Origin of the sequence: Nocardia sp. NPDC059154 (assembly GCF_042755705.1) — a bacterium.
Lineage (GTDB): Bacteria > Actinomycetota > Actinomycetes > Mycobacteriales > Mycobacteriaceae > Nocardia.
The window spans coordinates 41,143-58,735 of the sequence record NZ_JBHZCS010000063.1; the positions used below are offsets into that span (position 1 = coordinate 41,143).

The window sequence follows — 17,593 nt, forward strand, 5'->3', positions numbered from 1 at the left end:
AGATCGCAGGGGGCGGAATGCAAGAGCTCGTAGGCGTGGCGGTAGCGGGCGTCCACGACCGGATCCTCGCTCAGCCGCAGCCGCGCGCCCTTGACGCGATAGGCGTCGACCCGGCCGCGTAGTTCGTCGCGGCGGTCCAGCAATGCCACGGCATTGTCGCGCGCGGTGTCGGCGCCGACGCGGGCGCTGTCGATGTCCCGGGAAAGCGCCGCCACCTCGTCATCGATGCGGGTCCAGTGGCGGTCGCCGTCACCGGCGCGTAGTCGTGCGAGCCGATCCAGCAGCGGGGCAAGGGGTTCGATGGCGACGGGTGTGAAACCGACGATCTTGACCGCGGTGGTCGCCGCGGCTGCGGTCGCCGCGCGCCCGGCCGCCTCGGCCGCATCGACGGCCGCGGCCAACCGCTCCAGCCGTTCGGCGACGCTGTCGCGGCGGGCCCGTAGCTGCTCGAGCTGGGCCTGCACTTCGTCGAGTTCATCCGCGAGCGCCGCCTTACCGTCAGCGTCGGGGCTTCGCTCGGCCATGCTCAGCGGGTCCGACATGGCCAGCGCGCGTTCGGTGTTCAGCCGCGCCTCGACGCCGTCGAGACGCGCTAGCAGGGCATGCCCGATCACGGCCAGGTCCAACTCCGTGGCCAGCCGTCGCAGCTCCAGCAGCCGTGCGCCGGCCCGATCCACGCCCGGCAGGAATGCCGAGGACACCGTGTCGGCGGTGGCCGCGATCCGGGCCACTTCGCGATAGGCCGCGGTCATCTCGGCCACCAGCTGCGCCAGAGTCATCGTGCGGCGCACCGCGGCCGGGCCCAGCAGATCCCGTTCACCCATCGGAATCGGCTGCGGCGCCAGCACAACCGACGGGCCGCACAGCAGATCGGTCATCACGGTCAGCTCCGCGTGCCCCGGGCGCGTCCGCCGCGCTCGCACCTCGTGCACCTGCGCCACCACGCCCTCGAACAGGCGGAACTGCGCCCACAACCAATCCAGCCCAGCCCGCCCCGCAGTCCACCGGGCGGCGCTCACACCCACCAGCGGCACGCCGTCGAGAAACCGCACACCCGGATGATCCTCCAGCTCCGCGAGATTCGCGGAGATCTCGCGGTGATCGGCATCGAGCCGGGCCAAGGCCTGATCGACCTCGGCTATTGCCAACACTGGCACCCCCCGTTTCAGCGATGTCCCTCATCGAGCGTGAGCCCGTCAGCACATGCTGCCACCGCTGAGCGTAAGCAAACCGTAAGGATTTTCCGGGTTCCGGGTCACTGTCACGGCCGGGCCGGGGGATGATGTGCTGTCGGTCTAATCCCGGGCGCCGGTGGGGGCGGTGATCTCGGCGACCGCCTCCGCGTACCAGCGGAACAGCCGAATCGGCGGCAGGGGAGCGGCATTCAGCTCCGCCCAGCACTCCGCGACCGCGGCGCGCGCGGTCACCCCGATCCAGTGCTCGGGAAGCAGTTCCGGCGGCAGCAGCGGATCGGACACGAAGGCACGATCGAACTCGCTCGCCAAAGTGATTGCCAGCGAGAGCTGTCGGGTCGGATCCGCGGTGCGCAGCGCCGGCAGGGTGCGCTCGGCGGCCGCGAGCAGCCGCTCGTGCCCGGCGGCGAGCCGGTCCAACGGCCACAGTCGCGCCGCCAGCTCGACACCCCCGGTGATCCCCCCGACCGACAGCTCACCGGTCGACAGCGTGGTGAGCTGCCCGTCGATGCCGAGTTTACTTGCCAGGGAACGGATTCGGTCCTCCCACGCGTGTGGCGACACGTACAGCCCGCCCTGGATCGGCGCGCCTCCGCGGTACACGATGTCCTCGCGCATGGCGTCACGCGCCTGCCGATTCGCCTCCGGCACCGCGAACGCCACCAGATGCCAGACGCCGTCCCATTGCACCTCCCCACGATCCTGGGCATAGGCGAAGCGCAAATACTCGAGATCGGGTTCGATGGTCCCGCGGGTGTCCTTGGTGGCGCGCAGCACCGCCTTGCGCCCGCGCCCCTCGTGCGTGAATCGCCCCTCGGCCACCAGCCGTTTGATGCACAGGCGCACCTGTTGATCGCTCATGCCGAGCACGGCCGCGACATCGTAGAGCTCACCGGCGTCGATCGTGGCGTCCTCCCGGATCATGCTCTCCACGAGCGTCCGGGTCGGAATCTCGGTGGCCGGAATCAGATCGTCCACGACGTACTCCTCACTCCACGATGCCCGGCGCTACCCGACCGGTTCCCGCTCGATGACGACCGGTGAGCCGCCACCGAGTTCGCGGCCCAGATCCGCGAAGAACCGCGGCGCGTCGATGACCGCCTCCGGCGGATGCACCCCCGGCCGGCGGGCGCAGCCGTCGATGACCTGGGACATGCCCAGTGCCAAGGGAATCCCGGTCGCCCGCGCCATATCGCCGAACAGCTTATCGATGCCACCCGCCACCGACGGGTCCAGGTGTGCCAGCACCCGATATTCGCGCCCGGCTCGCCGGCCCGACAGAGCGGCGAAGAACGGCGGCAGATTTCCCGGCCCCCGGGTCCGCAGGGCCGTCGGCACCGAGCGGGCGATCCGCGCCAGCGTCGGCCGCGCCAGCTCCTGTGCGGCCGCCTCATTGGTGAGCCGGCCCGCGTCGATATCGCGGCGCAGCATCTCCAGATAGGCCAGCGTCGACGGCGTCACCACCATCAGGTTGGCCGCGTCGCCGACCGGTTTCAGGCTGCGCTGCAAGGTGATCGGCTCGGGGTGGCCGATGGTGTAGGCGGTGCCGCGCCGCCCGCCGGGCAGGGTGAGCTCGACCGGGCGCAGGGGACGTTGCGCGACCACCCGGCCCGCCGTCACCGCCGAGATACTGCCGCTGCTCTGCTGCATCCAGTGGACGGCCGCCGCTGTCGGCTGCTCGTCGCCGAGCAGCGACTCCGCACCGCCGCCCGCGCCCGGAACATCCACCGGCCACGCGGTATACGCGTCCAGAACGGTGTCGAGCTCGGCCGCCGCCCGCGCCGCCAGCAGATTGCTGATCCCGGGACTGGCGCCCATTCCCACGATCGCGCACACCCCGGCCGCCCGCGCCCGGTCATCGAGCCCGAGCATGTCGACCGTCGGCTCCCAGTCGTCGCAGATATCGAGATAGTGCGTGCCGGTGTCGATCGCGGCGCACAGCACTGTGCGGCCGAATCGGTAGTAGGGGCCGACGGTATTGAGCACCAGATCGACCTGCGCGAGCGCGTCGCGCAGCGCGGGTGCGTCGGTGACATCCAGCGGGCGTGCGGACACCGGTACCCGGGCGCCGGCGAAGCGCCGGGCCACCGCCGCGGCGGCCTGCCCGTCCCGATCGGCGATCACGATCCGCTCGACGCCCAGCAGCCGGGCGGCGGTGTCGACGGCGGCAGCGCCCATCGCGCCCGCCGCGCCGAGGGCAAGGACCTTCATGGCGGTACTCCTGTGCAGCATCAGTGGTTCGGTGGCTGGGCGGCATACTCGCGCAACGCGTCGAGATAGCCCGGGGCATAGTCGCCGTGCACGAAAACCACCAGCCCGATCGGTCCGTCCCCGTGTTCCGGCAGTGTCAGCGTGCCCTGCAGCGGTTGAGCGCCCCCCGGTGATGGTTGACCCGCTCCGCGCGAATGCCGAAGTCGTGCTGGACGATCACCCATCCGCCCGCCGACAGCACCAGTGCGGCAACACAACTCGCGGCGATGAGGGTCTGGCGCTTCCAGCTCATGAAACTATCGTAACAGAAACGATCGTGGATACATTGATAGATTCGCGCGGTTGTTAGCCTGAGCGCGACAAACGCGAAGGGACGAGTGCATGGCGACGATCGAAGAGGCGCTCGAAATAGAGCAACTCGAACGCGACATCTTCCGTGGCGCGTCCACCAAGACGCAGCTGCCACGCACATTCGGCGGGCAGGTGGCGGGGCAGGCGCTGGTGGCGGCGGTGCGCACGGTGGATCCGCACTATCAGGTGCATTCACTGCACGGGTATTTCCTGCGGCCGGGCAATCCGGAGCGACCCACCGTCTACCAGGTGGACCGCATTCGCGAAGGCCGCTCCTTCTGCACGCGCCGAGTCACCGGCGTGCAGAACGGCGAGGCCATCTTCACCATGTCGGCCTCCTTCCACGTCGGCGACGCGGGACCCGAGCATCAGGACCGGATGCCCTCGGTGCCGCCGCCGGCCGAGCTGCCCGACGCCAAGGAGTCCATGAGCCCGGAACGGCTGTGGGCCATGCGCGAATGGGAGCACTGGGACATTCGCAACATCCCGCAGGAGGAGGTGGACCGCCGCGACGGTCTCGTCGCCCAGCAGCAGGTGTGGTTCCGCTACCGGCACGCGCTGCCCGACGATCCGCTGTTCCACGTCTGCACCCTGGCGTACATGAGCGATATGACCCTGCTCGGCTCGTCCAAGGTCATCCACCCCGACGAGCCCACCCAGAACGCCTCGCTCGACCACGCCATGTGGTTCCTGCGCCCGTTCCGCGCCGACGACTGGCTGCTCTACGACCAGCAGTCGCCTTCGGCGGGCGCGGGCCGCGCGCTGACCGGCGGGCGGATCTGGAACCAGGCCGGGGAACTGGTGGCGGTGGTCATGCAGGAGGGCCTGACCCGCACCTTCCGTGACGAGCAGGCCGAGTCGTACCCGGCCGGAACCGCCTGAGCCGCATACGAGATCATCCGAGCCGCAAACAAATCGAGCGCGCCGCCGGTGAATTCCGGCGGCGCGCTCGGGTTTTCGGAGATCAGGCGGTCTGCACCCGCAGGTGACACACCACCGTGTCGTTCATCTTGCGCAGCACCCGCTCCAGCTCGTCACTGCGATGGCTGGGCAGCACGTGGTTCCACCCGGCGGGCGGCTCGATCTCGGCGATCACCACGACCTTGCGGCGGCCGGTGAAGTTATCGGCGACATAGCGCGCCACCGGGCCGCCGACCGTCGAATCACCGTCCTCGAGCAGCACCAGGCGTACGTCCGGATGCCAGGCCTCCCACTCCTTGGTGAAGACGGTGATGTTCTCGCCCGGCAGGCACACGTGCACCGCGGTGACGTCCCGGCCCAGCGACATGGCCGCCGAGAGCGCCTCCCGGCTCAGCTCCGACACCTCCGACACCGGCACCACGATCGCGGTCTCGGTGGCCTTCGGCTCGGCGGGCACGCAGCCCGCGCCGCGGCAGCCGTCGATGCGGGGGTAGATCGTGCGGATCCGCTCCATGGCCACCACCAGCAGCGGCAGCACCAGCACGATCAGCCACGCTCCCTCGGTGAATTTCATTGCGGTGGTGACGATCAGCGCTACGCAGGTGAGCACCGCGCCGAAGCCGTTCAGCGCAGCCCGCCACTGCCAGCCCCGCGTGCGCACGTCCAGCCAGTGCCGGACCATGCCGACCTGGGCGATGGTGAAGCCCACGAACACGCCGATCGCGAACAGCGGCACCAGCGCGTTCATGTCGCCGCGGGACGCGGCCAGCAGCACCGCCGAGGACACGCCCAGCGCCAGCACGCCGAACCGGTACACCTGCCGTTGCGAGCTCACCGCGAACCGGTGCGGCAGCGAATTGTCGTCGGCGAGAATCTTGGTCAGCGTGGGCAGGCCGCCGTAGGAGGTGTTGGCCGCCAGCGCCAGCAGGATCACGGTCGCGAATTGCACGATGTAGTAGGCGATTCCGTGGCCCAGTGCCGACTCGGTCAGCTGCGACAGGATCGTGGTGCCCTCGATCGGGTGGATCGAGAACTTGCCGATCAGCGTGGCCAGCCCGAGGAGCATCAGGCCCAGCAGCACACCCAGCGCCACCTCGGCCCGCTGTGCGCGCTTGACCTTGGGCTGCGCGAAGCTGGGCACCGCGTTGGCGATGGCCTCCACCCCGGTCAGCGCCGCGCAGCCACTGGAGAAGGCCTTGAGCAGCAACAGGATTCCGATGGTGCGTGCGTTCTCCGCGACCGCCGCGCCGGTGGAGACCGTGGCCGGCTCCGACCGCAGCAGGCCCGCGACGATCACCGTGAAGATGCCGAGCACGAACACCACGGTCGGGGCCATGAAGGCGCGGGCGCTCTCGCGGATGCCGTACAGATTGAGCACGGTGATCCCGGCCAGCACGGCCAGGCAGATCCACACCGTGTAAGGGAACAGCTGCGGGAACGCGGAGGTCAGTGCCGCCACGCCCGCGGCGATCGACACCGCGACATTCAGCACGTAGTCCACGATCAGCGAGGCCGCGGCCACCAGACTGGTCCGCCGGCCCAGCCGGGCCTTGGCCACCGCGTACGCGCCGCCGCCGTTCGGGCAGGCGGCGATGACCTGCCGGTAGGACGCGATGAGCACGGCCAGCAGCACCACGATCGCCAGGGTCACCGGCAGCGTGAAGCCGAGCCCGGCCGTCCCGGCGGCCGCCAATACCAGCACGATCGCCTCCGGCCCGTAGGCCACCGAGGCCATGGCGTCCAGCGAGAGTCCGGCCAGCCCGGTCGCGACGGTCAGCCCGTGCCGCGGCGGAGGAGGAGCGTCGACCCCTCCGCGCGGCCCGGGCGAGGTTTGCGGTAGCAAATCAGTCACATGCCGCAGTGTTCACCCGAAAGCGCTGATGGACACCCCTCCTTACGAATCCCTGACGCTCTGGGTGAGCAGGGCCACACACCCCCGTAAACGTATGCTCGACGGCGTGAAACCGACGATTGGTGTGCTGGCGCTGCAGGGCGATGTGCGTGAACACCTGCATGCTCTCGAGGCGTGCGGGGCGGATGTGGTGCCCGTGCGCCGCGAATCGGAGCTGGCCGCCGTCGATGGTCTGGTGCTGCCCGGTGGCGAATCCACCACCATCAGCAAGCTGCTCGAGGTCTTCGACCTGCTCGAACCGGTCAGGCAGCGACTCCGCGACGGCCTGCCCGCCTACGGTTCCTGCGCCGGCATGATCCTGCTCGCCTCCGAGGTCCTCGACACCCGCCCGGACATGCAGCCCCTGCACGGCATCGATATGACGGTGCGCCGCAATGCCTTCGGACGTCAGGTCGACTCTTTCGAGGCGGACCTGGACTTCGCCGGCCTCGACGACGGCCCGGTCCGCGCGGTGTTCATCCGCGCCCCCTGGGTCGAGCGGGCCGGGGACGGTGTCGAGGTGCTGGCCCGGGTGCCCGCGGGCCCGGCGGCCGGGCGCATCGTCGCGGTGCGGCAGGGCAATGTCATGGCCACCTCCTTCCATCCGGAGGTGACCGGCGATCTGCGGGTGCACAAGCTGTTCGTCGACACCGTGGTGCGTCCGCGCGCCGGAGTCTGAAAGTGCACTCGAGTAGACTGGTGCAGTTGTCCGTCCTCCGGGGCGGGTAGTTTGCCACTTGAACGACAGCGCCCCCTGAAACGAGGAAGTAGGGAATGAGCGGCCACTCAAAATGGGCCACCACCAAGCACAAGAAGGCCGGGATCGACGCGAAGCGCGGCAAGCTCTTCGCGAAGTTGATCAAGAACATCGAGGTGGCGGCCCGCACCGGTGGTAGTGACCCGGACGGCAACCCGACTCTGTACGACGCCATCCAGAAGGCGAAGAAGTCGTCGGTCCCCAACGACAACATCGAACGCGCCCGCAAGCGCGGCGGTGGTGAAGAAGCCGGTGGCGCGGACTGGCAGACCATCATGTACGAGGGCTACGGCCCCAATGGTGTCGCCGTGCTGATCGAGTGCCTCACCGACAACCGCAACCGCGCCGCCGGTGAGGTGCGTGTGGCGATGACCCGCAATGGCGGCAATATGGCCGACCCGGGTTCGGTGTCGTACCTGTTCCACCGCAAGGGCCTCATCACCCTGGAGAAGAACGGTCTCTCCGAGGACGACGTGCTCATGGCGGTGCTCGACGCGGGTGCCGAAGAGGTCAACGACCTGGGCGACGCCTTCGAGATCATCTCCGAGCCGGGTGACCTGATCGCCGTGCGCACCGCCCTGCAGCAGGCCGGAATCGACTACGACTCCGCCGAGTCGAGCTTCCAGCCGTCGATGTCGGTGGCCGTCGACGCGGAGGCCGCGCGCAAGGTGTTCAAGCTGATCGACGCGCTCGAAGACAGCGACGACGTGCAGAACGTCTTCACCAACATCGACGTCTCCGACGAGGTGCTGGCCGAGCTCGACGCCTGATCGAGCTCCGAACGACGCGGGCCGCTTCCCGAACCGGGAGGCGGCCCGCGTCGTATTTCCCGGGCTCCACGGGTGCCGGGTGCGAGAATCGCGGCGTGCCCGAATTGCGCGCCGTGCGAGGCGATATCACCGAACAGCAGGTCGATGTCATTGTGAACGCGGCGAATTCCTCGCTGCTCGGCGGCGGGGGAGTGGACGGGGCGATCCACCGCAAGGGCGGACCGGAGATCCTCGCCGCCTGCCGCGCACTGCGGGCCTCCCGGTACGGCGGCGGCCTGAAGACCGGGCAGGCGGTCGCGACCACCGCTGGAAACCTCCCCGCCCGCTGGGTGATTCACACCGTCGGCCCCGTGTGGTCGGCGACCGAGGACCGCTCCGCGCTGTTGGCCTCCTGCTACCGCGAATCCCTGCGCGTGGCAGACGAACTCGGAGCGGACACCGTGGCGTTCCCGGCCATCTCCACCGGCGTGTACGGCTGGCCCATGGACGACGGCGCCCGCATCGCCGTCGAGACCGTGCGCGGCACCGAGACCCGGGTGCGGGAGGTGCGGTTCGTCCTCTTCGGCGACGAGGCGTTCCGGCTCTTCGCTGCGGCACTCGCCGCGAATCAGGGTGCCTGAGCGACCGAATTCCGGGTTTACCCCGATATGCGTGAAACCTCCTGTGCGGCAAGCTGAATCCCGGGTCGGGTCATAGTCGATAGGAGTTGATTCACACATGGCTCAACGGTTGCTGGTCGGTCTGGGCGCCGCGGCCCTGATCACCGCCGCGGCTGGCGCCCTGGCCCCGGCGGCGTTCGCGACGGATCTGGCCGAGGGGGTTTCGTGCAGCGATCGCAGCTGCCGCAACGACACCGACGACATCTACCGCATCCAGGTGCGGGTGCACTGCTCGGGATTCGGTGACGGGTACGAGACGTCGGTCTGGGTGAACAGCCACACCACCGAACAGACGCAGGTCGGGTGCACCGGCCACTGGGTGTCCGGCGGATTCCGCCCCGGCACGCCCTCGATGAACTCCGACGGCACCTGGAACTCGCCTCCGATGGAGAAGGAGCCCGACACGTTCGAGCCCAGTTACCTGACGGGCATCGACTACCTGAGTGCCGTGGTCGACAACAGCGGCCGCCGTCGCCCCGGCGCCCCCGCGCCCAGCGGCTCCTGATTCCGGCCGGATCACCCGAGCCCGCACCGCGACCGGCCGTGTCGATGGACAATGTCGCCGCGAGGGTCCGTTAGACTCTCGAACAGTTGTTCGTTCATGGTGAGAGGGGTTTCGGTGCGGGTGATGGGCGTCGACCCCGGGCTCACCCGGTGCGGCATCAGCATGATCGTCGGCAGCATGGGCCGGCAGGTCTCCATGCTCGCCGTCGACGTGGTGCGCACCCCGCCGGAAATGGAGCTGGCGCAACGGCTTCTGCTCGTCGCCGACGCCGCCGAGGCCTGGATGGACACCCATGAGCCCGAGGCCGTGGCCATCGAACGCGTCTTCTCCCAGCACAATGTGCGCACCGCCATGGCCACCGCGCAGGCGGGCGGCGTCATCGCGCTCGCGGCCGCCCGGCGGCAGATCCCGGTGCATTTCCACACGCCGTCTCAGGTGAAGGCGGCCGTCACCGGCAATGGTTCGGCGGGCAAGGCGCAAGTGACCGCCATGGTGACCCGTATCCTCGGGCTGGCCGTCGCGCCCAAGCCCGCCGACGCCGCCGACGCGCTCGCCCTGGCGATCTGCCACTGCTGGCGCGCACCCATGCTGGAACGCATGGCCAAGGCGGAGGCGATGGCCGAGCGGCAACGGCGCATGTACGAGGAAAGGCTTGCCCAGCAACGGAAGGCGGTAACGCGGTGATCGCGTCGGTACGCGGCGAGGTACTCGAGATCGGGCTCGACCATGTGGTCATCGAGGCGGCGGGGGTCGGCTACCGGCTCAATGCCACCCCGGCCACCCTGGCCGGGCTCACCCGCGGCGAGGACGCCCGGCTCTACACGACCATGATCGTGCGTGAGGACTCCATGACGCTGTTCGGCTTCGCCGACACCGAGGCGCGGGAGTTGTTCGTGCTGTTGCAGACCGTGTCGGGGGTGGGCCCGAAGCTGGCCATGGCCGTGCTCGCGGTGCTCGAACCCGAGGCGCTGCGCAAGGCGCTCGCGGAATCGAATGTGGCGGCGCTGACGCGGGTCCCGGGTGTCGGCAAGCGCGGCGCCGAACGCATGGTGGTCGAGCTGCGGGACAAGGTGGATCTGGTTCCGGTGCAGTCCGGCCCGCCCGGATCCGGGCCCGCGCCCATGGCCACCCCGGTGCGCGAGCAGGTGGTGGACGCGCTCATCGGGCTGGGCTTCCCGGCCCGGCAGGCGGAGGGTGCGGTGGACGCCGTCCTGGCCGACGACCCCGGCATCGGCACCTCGCAGGCGCTGCGCACGGCGCTCGGGCTGCTGGGCAAGAATCGATAGGCCGTCATGAGCGACGAGTTCGACGATATCGACGACACCGAATCCGCCGTCAGCGCAAGCTATCTGCAATCCGACGGCGAGGTCGAGGCCAGCCTGCGCCCGAAGTCCCTCGACGACTTCATCGGCCAGCCGCGCGTGCGCGAACAGCTGGCGCTGGTGCTGCGCGGGGCGAAACTGCGCGGCGGCACCCCCGACCACGTGCTGCTGTCCGGCCCGCCTGGGCTGGGCAAGACGAGTATGGCCATGATCATCGCCGGCGAACTGGGCACCGCGCTGCGGCTCACCTCCGGCCCGGCGCTGGAACGCGCGGGCGACCTGGCCGCCATGCTCAGCAATCTGGTCGAGGGCGATGTGCTGTTCATCGACGAGATCCACCGCATGGCGCGGCCGGCCGAGGAAATGCTGTACCTGGCCATGGAGGACTTCCGTGTCGACGTGGTGGTCGGCAAAGGCCCTGGCGCGACGTCGATTCCACTCGATATCGCGCCTTTCACACTGGTCGGCGCGACCACTCGATCAGGTGCCCTGACCGGCCCGCTGCGCGACCGCTTCGGCTTCACCGGCCACATGGACTTCTACGAACCCGAAGAGCTGCAGAAGATTCTGGAACGCTCGGCCCGAATCCTGGGCGTGCGCTTGGAGTCCGACGCGGCGGCCGAGATCGCGGGCCGCTCCCGTGGCACGCCCCGCATTGCGAACCGGCTGCTCCGGCGCGTCCGTGATTATGCCGAGGTCAAGGCCGACGGACTTGTCACGCGTGAAATCGCCTGTGCCGCACTGGCGGTGTACGACGTGGACGCACTGGGGCTGGACCGCCTCGACCGCGCGGTGCTGAGCGCGCTGATCCGCAGCTTCAACGGCGGCCCGGTCGGGGTCTCCACCCTCGCCGTCGCGGTCGGCGAGGAAGCGGCCACGGTCGAGGAGGTGTGTGAACCCTTCCTGGTACGGGCCGGATTGGTGGCCCGCACGCCCCGCGGCCGCATCGCGACAGCGGCGGCGTGGGAGCACCTCGGCCTGGTCCCGCCGCCGGACCTGGTTTTCGGATCGATCGAAGTGCGGCGTCACGAGCCGCAGCTGGATCTGTTCGAGCCGTAAACCGTTCACGGGTCGGAACTTCCGTGAACAGAACCGCGCCGCTTGCCGTTCTCCGGCGTGCGGCGCGGTTCCATTGCTACCTCACTCGACGGTGAGGACCAGTTTTCCGACGGTACGGCCGGTCTCACCGAGAGCATGGGCCTTGGCGGCGTCGGCGAGCGGGAACGACCCCGCGATGGTGGGGCGCAGCGCGCCGGACTCGGCGAGCTCGCGCAGCGCCTCCATTCCGGTGTGATCGGCCTCGACGAGCAGGATTTCGGCACGCACGCCGAGCTGTTCGGCATCGGCCTTGTAGTGGTCACCGCCATTGGCGCGCAGGGAAACCAGAATGCCGCCGGGCCGCAGGGTGCGCAGGGACCGCTGGGCGTGGTCGGCATCGATGGGGTCGAGGACCATATCGATTTCGCGGACCGTGTCCGCGAAATCGGTGGTGCGGTAGTCGATCACCTCGTCGACGCCGATGCCGCGCAGGAAATCGTGGTTGGCGGCGCTGGCGGTGCCGATCACGTACGCGCCGCGCGCCTTGGCGATCTGCACCGCGAAGTGCCCCACACCGCCGGCGGCGGCGTGGATCAGAACCCGCTGCCCGGCCTGCACATTCGCGGTGTCGACCAGCGCCTGGTAGGCGGTCAGGGCGGCCAGCGGGATGGCGGCGGACTGCGCGTGGTCGAGATTGGCGGGCTTGCGGGCGAAGGCCCGGGCCGGTCCGGTGACGTATTCGGCGGCCGCGCCGTGCCCGTGCGGGTAGGGGAGCATGCCGAACACCTGATCGCCGGGCTTGAACAGGGTGACGCCGATCCCGGCCGCCACCACCTCGCCGGAGACGTCCCAGCCCAGCACGAACGGGGGCGGGGGCAGGAACAGGCCTGCGCGGCGGCGGTGACCCCAGTCGGTCGGGTTCAGGGCCGTGGCGCGCACCCGCACCAGGATCTCGCTCGGACCGGGCTGCGGCACCGGCAGTTCCACCTCGTGCAGGACCTCGGGACCGCCGAGCACGTCCTGGCCGATGGCCTTCATGGTGGTGGGGATGGTGATCTCCTTTTCGCTCATGCCTCCAGCTTGCCGTCGGGGGAGCGGGGAGGAAATGGCACGATTGCCAATATTCGATAGGATCGTGCCATGCAGTCGGAGAAGGTTCAGCCGCACCGGGTCGTCGTCCTGGCGCTCGACGGGGTCTACCCGTTCGAGCTCGGCATCCCGAACCGGGTGTTCGGCACGGCGGACGGACTGTACGAGGTGATCACCTGCTCGCTGGACGGGCGGCCGGTGCGCAGCAGTTCCGACTTCGACATCGCGGTCGCGCACGACGCGAGCCTGCTGGAAACCGCCGACACCGTGGTGATTCCGCCGTGCGATGTCGTGCCGATCCTGGAAAACGGCCTGCCGCAGGAAGTTTCGTACGCACTGGCCTCCATCCGCCCTGGCGTGCGGCTGGTCTCCATCTGCACGGGAGCGATCGTGGTCGCCGCTGCGGGCCTGCTCGACGATCGGCCCGCCACCACCCACTGGAACTTCGCCGACCGGTTCCGGCAGACCTTCCCGAAGGTCCACGTCGACCCGAACGTCCTCTACGTCGACGACGGCGACATCCTCACCTCCGCCGGCGCCACCGCCGGAGTCGACCTGTGCCTGCACCTGATTCGCGCCGACCACGGCAGCGAGGTCGCCAATATGGTGGCCCGCCGCTGTGTCGTCCCGCCCTGGCGGGAAGGCGGCCAGGCCCAGTTCATCGAGCAGCCGGTGCCCCCGCCGACCGCCGCGGGCACGGCCACCGCTCGTCAGTGGGCGCTCGAGAATCTGGACCGGCCGCTGACCATGGCCGACCTCGCGGATCGAGCGCGCATGAGCGGCCGCACCTTCGCCCGCCGGTTCCGCGACGAGGTCGGAATGAGCCCGGGACGGTGGCTGATTCAGCAGCGGGTGTTCCGCGCCCGCGAATTGCTGGAGACCACAGAGCTTTCCGTGGATCGGATCGCCGGGGAGGTCGGCTTCGCCACCGGAGCCTCCCTGCGCCAGCACCTGCACGAGGCGATCGGTGTGTCGCCACTGGCCTATCGGCGCACCTTCAAGACCGAGGTGGCGGTCGGCGCGATGCGCGCCTGAGCGCTCAGCGCGGTGCGATGCTGAGTTCGCGTACCTCGCGCAGGTGCCGTTCCATGGCGGCGGCCGCGGCCGCGCTGTCATGGGCGGCCACAGCCTCGTAGATCTGGTGATGACCCTCGAGCGACAGGCGGCGGGCGTGCCGTGAGCGGTGGGAGAGCGTGCGGGTGCTCCTGGTCCACTCGGTGGTCATGGTGCACAGCGTCACCAGGAGCGGATTCTGCGCGGCGTGCGCCAGCAGCGTGTGGAATTCGATGTCGAGCCTGAGGGATTCGGCGGGGGAGAGGGTGTCGCTGGAACGGGTCAGGACGTCGTCGAGGGACAGCAGGTTCGAGTCCAGCGCACGCAGGGCGGCCAACTCCGCGATGCGCGGTTCCACCAGATCACGCAATTCGATGGCGTGGCCGAGCTCGATGTCCAGCGCCCGCAGGCCCTCCGTCAGCGCGTCCGCGTGCCGCGGGGTTTCGGTGACGGTGCTGCCGCGGCCCTGACGGCGTTCGATGAGCTGCTTGGACTCCAGCTCGAACATGGCCTGGCGCAAGGATGATCGCGACACGTTCATATTCGCGGCCAGCTCGCGTTCCGACGGCAGCCGATCCCCGGCCCGCAGCTCGCCATTGGTGATCAGCGCCTCCAGATGCGCGGCGACCTCCGCGCTGACGCTGCGCGCGCGCCGCCGCAGCGGGGGAATCGATGCTGTCATCGCCCGAGTTTAAATCCGTTCCCGGCCAGGTCATTTCGGTCAGGTAAAACGCCAGTTACGTTCGGTTTCGAGCCCCGTCACCGCCCGTTCGCCCGGCTTATGGTCGGCACATCGGATGGTCCGACCAATTCGGTCGGGTAGGAGAGGTAGTGAGCGTGACGTCGATCGTGCGGGAGTTCATCCCGGCGTTTCCGGTCCTGCAACCGGGTGAGGGGATCGGCTCGGACACCGGTTATCTGCCGGTCGATCCGTCGGCGGTGCTGTGGGGGCGACTGCCGTGTGGGCGGGACCGGCCGATCGCGGCCGTCGAGCCGGGACACAGCATCGTGGTCGACACCGTCAGCCACGAAGGGATTCTCGACGACCAGGGCTCCGATCCCGTCCGGTATTTCGGGCGGAACGGTGTCGAACGCGACCAGGTGCTGGCCGACGCGGTCGAGATCGCCGCGACCCGGAACCGTGACTCGCTGGCCGGGCCACACATCGTCACCGGGCCGATCGCGGTGACCGGGGCGCAGCAGGGTGACCTGCTCGCCATCCGCATCGACGAACTGACCATGCGCGCACCCTACGGCGTCGTCTCCACGCGGCACGCGCGCGGCGTCCTGGCCCATCGGCGCGGATTCGACGGGAACTACGGGCAGTTCTGCGCGGTGGAATCGCGGGAGGGGAAGTGGTTCGGCACCATGCCCATGCATCCGGATCGGCCGCAGCGGGCCAGTTTTCCGCTGCATCCGTTCCTGGGGATCATGGGCGTCGCGACCGACACCGAGAGCCGGGTGTCGTCGGTGCCGCCGGGGCTGCACGGCGGCAATATCGACATTCGCCGCCTGACAGCCGGCGCGACACTGTTTCTGCCCGTTCAGGTTCCGGACGCGCTGTTCTATATCGGCGACCCGCATTTCGCCCAGGGGAACGGCGAAGTGGCACTGACCGCGCTGGAAGCGCCACTGCGGGCGCGATTGACGGTCGACGTGATTCCGGGCGCGCAGGTCGCGGCCGGACTGGGCCGGACGATCGGGCCGTTCGCCGCCGCACACGGGCTGGTCATTCCGACCGGCTTGGACGAGGACCTGAACCGGGCGCTCGAGGTCTGTGTCCGCAACGCGGTGGAATTGGTGGTCTCGCTGTTCGGAGCCGATCCGCAGCAGGCGTATCTGTATCTCAGCGCCGCAGCGGATTTCACCATCTCGCAGGCGGTGGACCAGGTGCGTGGGGTGCACGGCGAAGTACGGGTCGCCGACTTCGCCCACCACGCCGCGACCGAGCTGGCCCGGCGCGTCCTCGAGCGGGCCTGATGACGATTGTGAAGCAGATCCCCGATCGGGCAACGGATTTCGATCGGCGGGTATGGCGTGAACTGGGTGCACCGCTGGTCCGCGCCACCGGTGACGGCGATCTCAGCGGGCACACCGTGGCAGTGAAGGATCTCTACTCCGTCGCCGGGTTTCCACTCGGTGGAGGAGTTCCGGACTACCTCGGCGCACCCGCGCCGTCCCACGCGCCCGTGGTGGCCCGCCTGCTCGAGGCCGGTGCCGACATCACCGGTATCGCGCAGACCGACGAATTCGCCTACAGCATCACCGGCGGCAACGGGCGCTATGGGATGCCGGTGAATCCCGCTGCTCCGCACCGGGTTCCGGGCGGATCGTCGAGCGGCTCCGCGGTCGCTGTGGCGTGCGGCGCGGTCACCATCGGGCTCGGCACGGATACGGCCGGGTCGATCCGGGTTCCGGCGGCCTATCAGCGGCTGTGGGGGATCCGTACCTCGCACGGCGCGATACCCACCACGGGAGTGCTGCCGCTCGCGCAAACATTCGACACGGTGGGATGGATGACGCGTGACGCGCTCACCTTGGCGGCCGTTGCGGAATGCCTGCTGCCCGAACAGGAATCGGGCGACGCACAGTTGATCGTGGATCCGAGGTTGTGCGCTGTCGCCGATGACGAGCCGGCTGCCGCGAGTCTCGCCGCCGCGAAGCGGATGGGTGCCGTCGAGACAGATCTGAACGCCGACACAGAATCGTGGTTCACGGCGTTCCGGACCGCCCAGGCCTTCGAAGCCTGGTCCAACCATGGAGCCTGGATCCAGGCGCATCCCGGGGCACTCGAATCCGAAGTGGCGCAGCGCTTCCGGTTCGCATCGACGATCACGCCTTCGCAAGCGATAGAGGCCGGTGACGTGCTACGCATCGCCGCCGAACATCTCGTTGCCGCACTGCGCGATCGGATTCTGGTATTGCCCACCACCGCCACACCGCCGCCGCCTCGGACGGCCGCCGCCGAAGCATTGGAATCGGGCCGGACACGCACCCTGCATTTGACATGTTTGGCCGCTATCGCAGGTGCGCCTGCCATCACCTTTCCGCTGGCGGATATTGATGGAATTCCAAATGGTCTGTGTTTGATTGGGGCGCCCGGTATGGATCGAACCCTTATTCGACATTCAATCGAAAAGGCAAGGGATACTGGACATTTCGGGTTCTCTCAATGAATGCGCGGCGGTAGAATTGGCACATGGATTCGAAAGTGGAAACACTCGACACGTGCGGCATCGCCGAATTGGCAGCCGCCGTGCAATCCCTGTCGGATTCCGTCCTCCACGGCAACCTGAACCCGTTCTCCGGCGGTGACGTCGTGGAGCTGATGCAGCGCCTGGAAACCTGCAAACGTCAACTGTCGGCGCTGGATTCACGCCTGATCATCGAAGCCTGCAACCGTTCGCTGCCCGAAGGCAGTGGGGCGAAGGACGTGGTGCCATTCCTGCGGCAGACATTGGGATTGTCGAGGTACGACGCGTCGGTGCGAGTAAAGATCACCCGCCAGTGCGGAGAGTTCTTCGAACCCACCGGACACCTGTGCCCCGCGAAATTGGAGAAGACCGCCGAAGCCTATGAGGCAGGCGATATCTCGCGTGATCATGTCCGCAACATCGTCGACGTGATGAACCACCTGCCCGCCGACATTCCCGCCGAGACCCGCGCCGAGGCCGAGGACATCCTGGTCGATCACTCCCGGGTCGGGTGGCCCGATGACCTGCCCAAGATCGGTCGCGACATCCTCGCCCGTGTCGACCCCGACGGCAAGGTCGTCTCCGACGCCGACCGCCGTCGCCGCCGGGGTTTGATCCTGGGTCGTCCCGGGGTGGATG

The 17,593-nt window shown here is 68.9% G+C and carries 19 protein-coding genes; 12 read left to right on the plus strand and 7 right to left on the minus strand.

Features of this window, described 5'->3' with window-relative positions; all coding sequences use genetic code 11:
• The 4 genes from ACFXN1_RS38800 to ACFXN1_RS38815 all read right to left on the minus strand — a co-directional run.
• Window positions 1-1,148: hypothetical protein (locus tag ACFXN1_RS38800; protein ID WP_379463840.1), on the minus strand; the 1,148-nt coding region annotated here is incomplete at its 3' end.
• Window positions 1,149-1,295: 147 nt separating this feature from the next.
• A complete protein-coding gene (locus ACFXN1_RS38805) occupies window positions 1,296-2,117 on the minus strand; it encodes a PaaX family transcriptional regulator C-terminal domain-containing protein (RefSeq protein WP_379440518.1) in 822 nt (273 codons plus the stop codon).
• Window positions 2,118-2,201: 84 nt separating this feature from the next.
• Entirely contained in the window at window positions 2,202-3,404 is a 1,203-nt protein-coding gene (locus ACFXN1_RS38810) for a saccharopine dehydrogenase family protein (protein WP_379440451.1), read from the minus strand.
• 136 nt (window positions 3,405-3,540) lie between these two features.
• Complete coding sequence (locus ACFXN1_RS38815) at window positions 3,541-3,696, minus strand: hypothetical protein (protein ID WP_379440450.1); 156 nt, start codon at window positions 3,694-3,696, stop codon at window positions 3,541-3,543.
• An 89-nt stretch (window positions 3,697-3,785) separates the two neighbouring features.
• Between ACFXN1_RS38815 and ACFXN1_RS38820 the strand changes: the two genes are divergently transcribed.
• A complete protein-coding gene (locus tag ACFXN1_RS38820; RefSeq protein WP_379440448.1) occupies window positions 3,786-4,637 on the plus strand; it encodes an acyl-CoA thioesterase in 852 nt (283 codons plus the stop codon).
• 82 nt (window positions 4,638-4,719) lie between these two features.
• Here ACFXN1_RS38820 and ACFXN1_RS38825 read toward each other — a convergent pair whose 3' ends face one another.
• Entirely contained in the window at window positions 4,720-6,411 is a 1,692-nt protein-coding gene (locus ACFXN1_RS38825; protein WP_379440516.1) for an APC family permease, read from the minus strand.
• Between the two features lie 211 nt (window positions 6,412-6,622).
• On the opposite strand from ACFXN1_RS38825, the gene pdxT reads away from it, so the two are divergent.
• From pdxT to ruvB, 7 genes are all read left to right on the plus strand, one after another.
• The gene (gene pdxT, locus ACFXN1_RS38830; protein ID WP_379440447.1) at window positions 6,623-7,246 is read left to right on the plus strand and encodes a pyridoxal 5'-phosphate synthase glutaminase subunit PdxT; all 624 of its coding nucleotides are present in this window, start codon (window positions 6,623-6,625) and stop codon (window positions 7,244-7,246) included.
• Between the two features lie 95 nt (window positions 7,247-7,341).
• Window positions 7,342-8,094 (plus strand): YebC/PmpR family DNA-binding transcriptional regulator, encoded by a 753-nt coding sequence (locus tag ACFXN1_RS38835; RefSeq protein ID WP_379395140.1) that lies wholly within the window; start codon window positions 7,342-7,344, stop codon window positions 8,092-8,094.
• A 95-nt stretch (window positions 8,095-8,189) separates the two neighbouring features.
• On the plus strand, window positions 8,190-8,714 hold the full coding sequence (locus ACFXN1_RS38840; protein ID WP_379395138.1) for an O-acetyl-ADP-ribose deacetylase: 525 nt from the start codon (window positions 8,190-8,192) through the stop codon (window positions 8,712-8,714).
• 97 nt (window positions 8,715-8,811) lie between these two features.
• On the plus strand, window positions 8,812-9,258 hold the full coding sequence (locus ACFXN1_RS38845; protein ID WP_379395136.1) for a hypothetical protein: 447 nt from the start codon (window positions 8,812-8,814) through the stop codon (window positions 9,256-9,258).
• A gap of 114 nt (window positions 9,259-9,372) precedes the next feature.
• The gene (gene ruvC, locus ACFXN1_RS38850) at window positions 9,373-9,942 is read left to right on the plus strand and encodes a crossover junction endodeoxyribonuclease RuvC (RefSeq protein ID WP_379395694.1); all 570 of its coding nucleotides are present in this window, start codon (window positions 9,373-9,375) and stop codon (window positions 9,940-9,942) included.
• Window positions 9,939-10,544: a Holliday junction branch migration protein RuvA gene (ruvA, locus tag ACFXN1_RS38855; RefSeq protein WP_379395134.1), complete on the plus strand. Its 606-nt coding sequence runs from the start codon at window positions 9,939-9,941 to the stop codon at window positions 10,542-10,544. The genes ruvC and ruvA overlap by 4 nt, the downstream gene beginning before the upstream one ends.
• Before the next feature lie 6 nt (window positions 10,545-10,550).
• Entirely contained in the window at window positions 10,551-11,639 is a 1,089-nt protein-coding gene (ruvB, locus tag ACFXN1_RS38860) for a Holliday junction branch migration DNA helicase RuvB (RefSeq protein ID WP_379395132.1), read from the plus strand.
• 81 nt (window positions 11,640-11,720) lie between these two features.
• On the opposite strand, the gene ACFXN1_RS38865 is transcribed toward ruvB, so the two are convergent.
• A complete protein-coding gene (locus tag ACFXN1_RS38865; protein ID WP_379446282.1) occupies window positions 11,721-12,689 on the minus strand; it encodes an NADP-dependent oxidoreductase in 969 nt (322 codons plus the stop codon).
• A 69-nt stretch (window positions 12,690-12,758) separates the two neighbouring features.
• Here ACFXN1_RS38865 and ACFXN1_RS38870 point away from each other — a divergent pair, with 69 nt between their 5' ends.
• Complete coding sequence (locus ACFXN1_RS38870; RefSeq protein WP_379446281.1) at window positions 12,759-13,742, plus strand: GlxA family transcriptional regulator; 984 nt, start codon at window positions 12,759-12,761, stop codon at window positions 13,740-13,742.
• 4 nt (window positions 13,743-13,746) lie between these two features.
• Here the strand turns inward: ACFXN1_RS38870 and ACFXN1_RS38875 are convergent, their stop codons facing one another.
• A complete protein-coding gene (locus ACFXN1_RS38875) occupies window positions 13,747-14,442 on the minus strand; it encodes a FadR/GntR family transcriptional regulator (RefSeq protein ID WP_379446280.1) in 696 nt (231 codons plus the stop codon).
• 149 nt (window positions 14,443-14,591) lie between these two features.
• Here ACFXN1_RS38875 and ACFXN1_RS38880 point away from each other — a divergent pair, with 149 nt between their 5' ends.
• The 3 genes from ACFXN1_RS38880 to ACFXN1_RS38890 form a co-directional block, all read left to right on the plus strand.
• Window positions 14,592-15,740 carry an acetamidase/formamidase family protein gene (locus tag ACFXN1_RS38880; RefSeq protein WP_379446278.1) on the plus strand — a complete coding sequence of 383 codons (1,149 nt, stop codon included), beginning with the start codon at window positions 14,592-14,594 and terminating at the stop codon, window positions 15,738-15,740.
• Window positions 15,740-16,936 (plus strand): amidase family protein, encoded by a 1,197-nt coding sequence (locus tag ACFXN1_RS38885; RefSeq protein WP_379446277.1) that lies wholly within the window; start codon window positions 15,740-15,742, stop codon window positions 16,934-16,936. The genes ACFXN1_RS38880 and ACFXN1_RS38885 overlap by 1 nt, the downstream gene beginning before the upstream one ends.
• A 23-nt stretch (window positions 16,937-16,959) precedes the next feature.
• Window positions 16,960-17,593 (plus strand): DUF222 domain-containing protein (locus tag ACFXN1_RS38890; protein WP_379463842.1); only part of this gene is annotated, 634 nt, incomplete at its 3' end.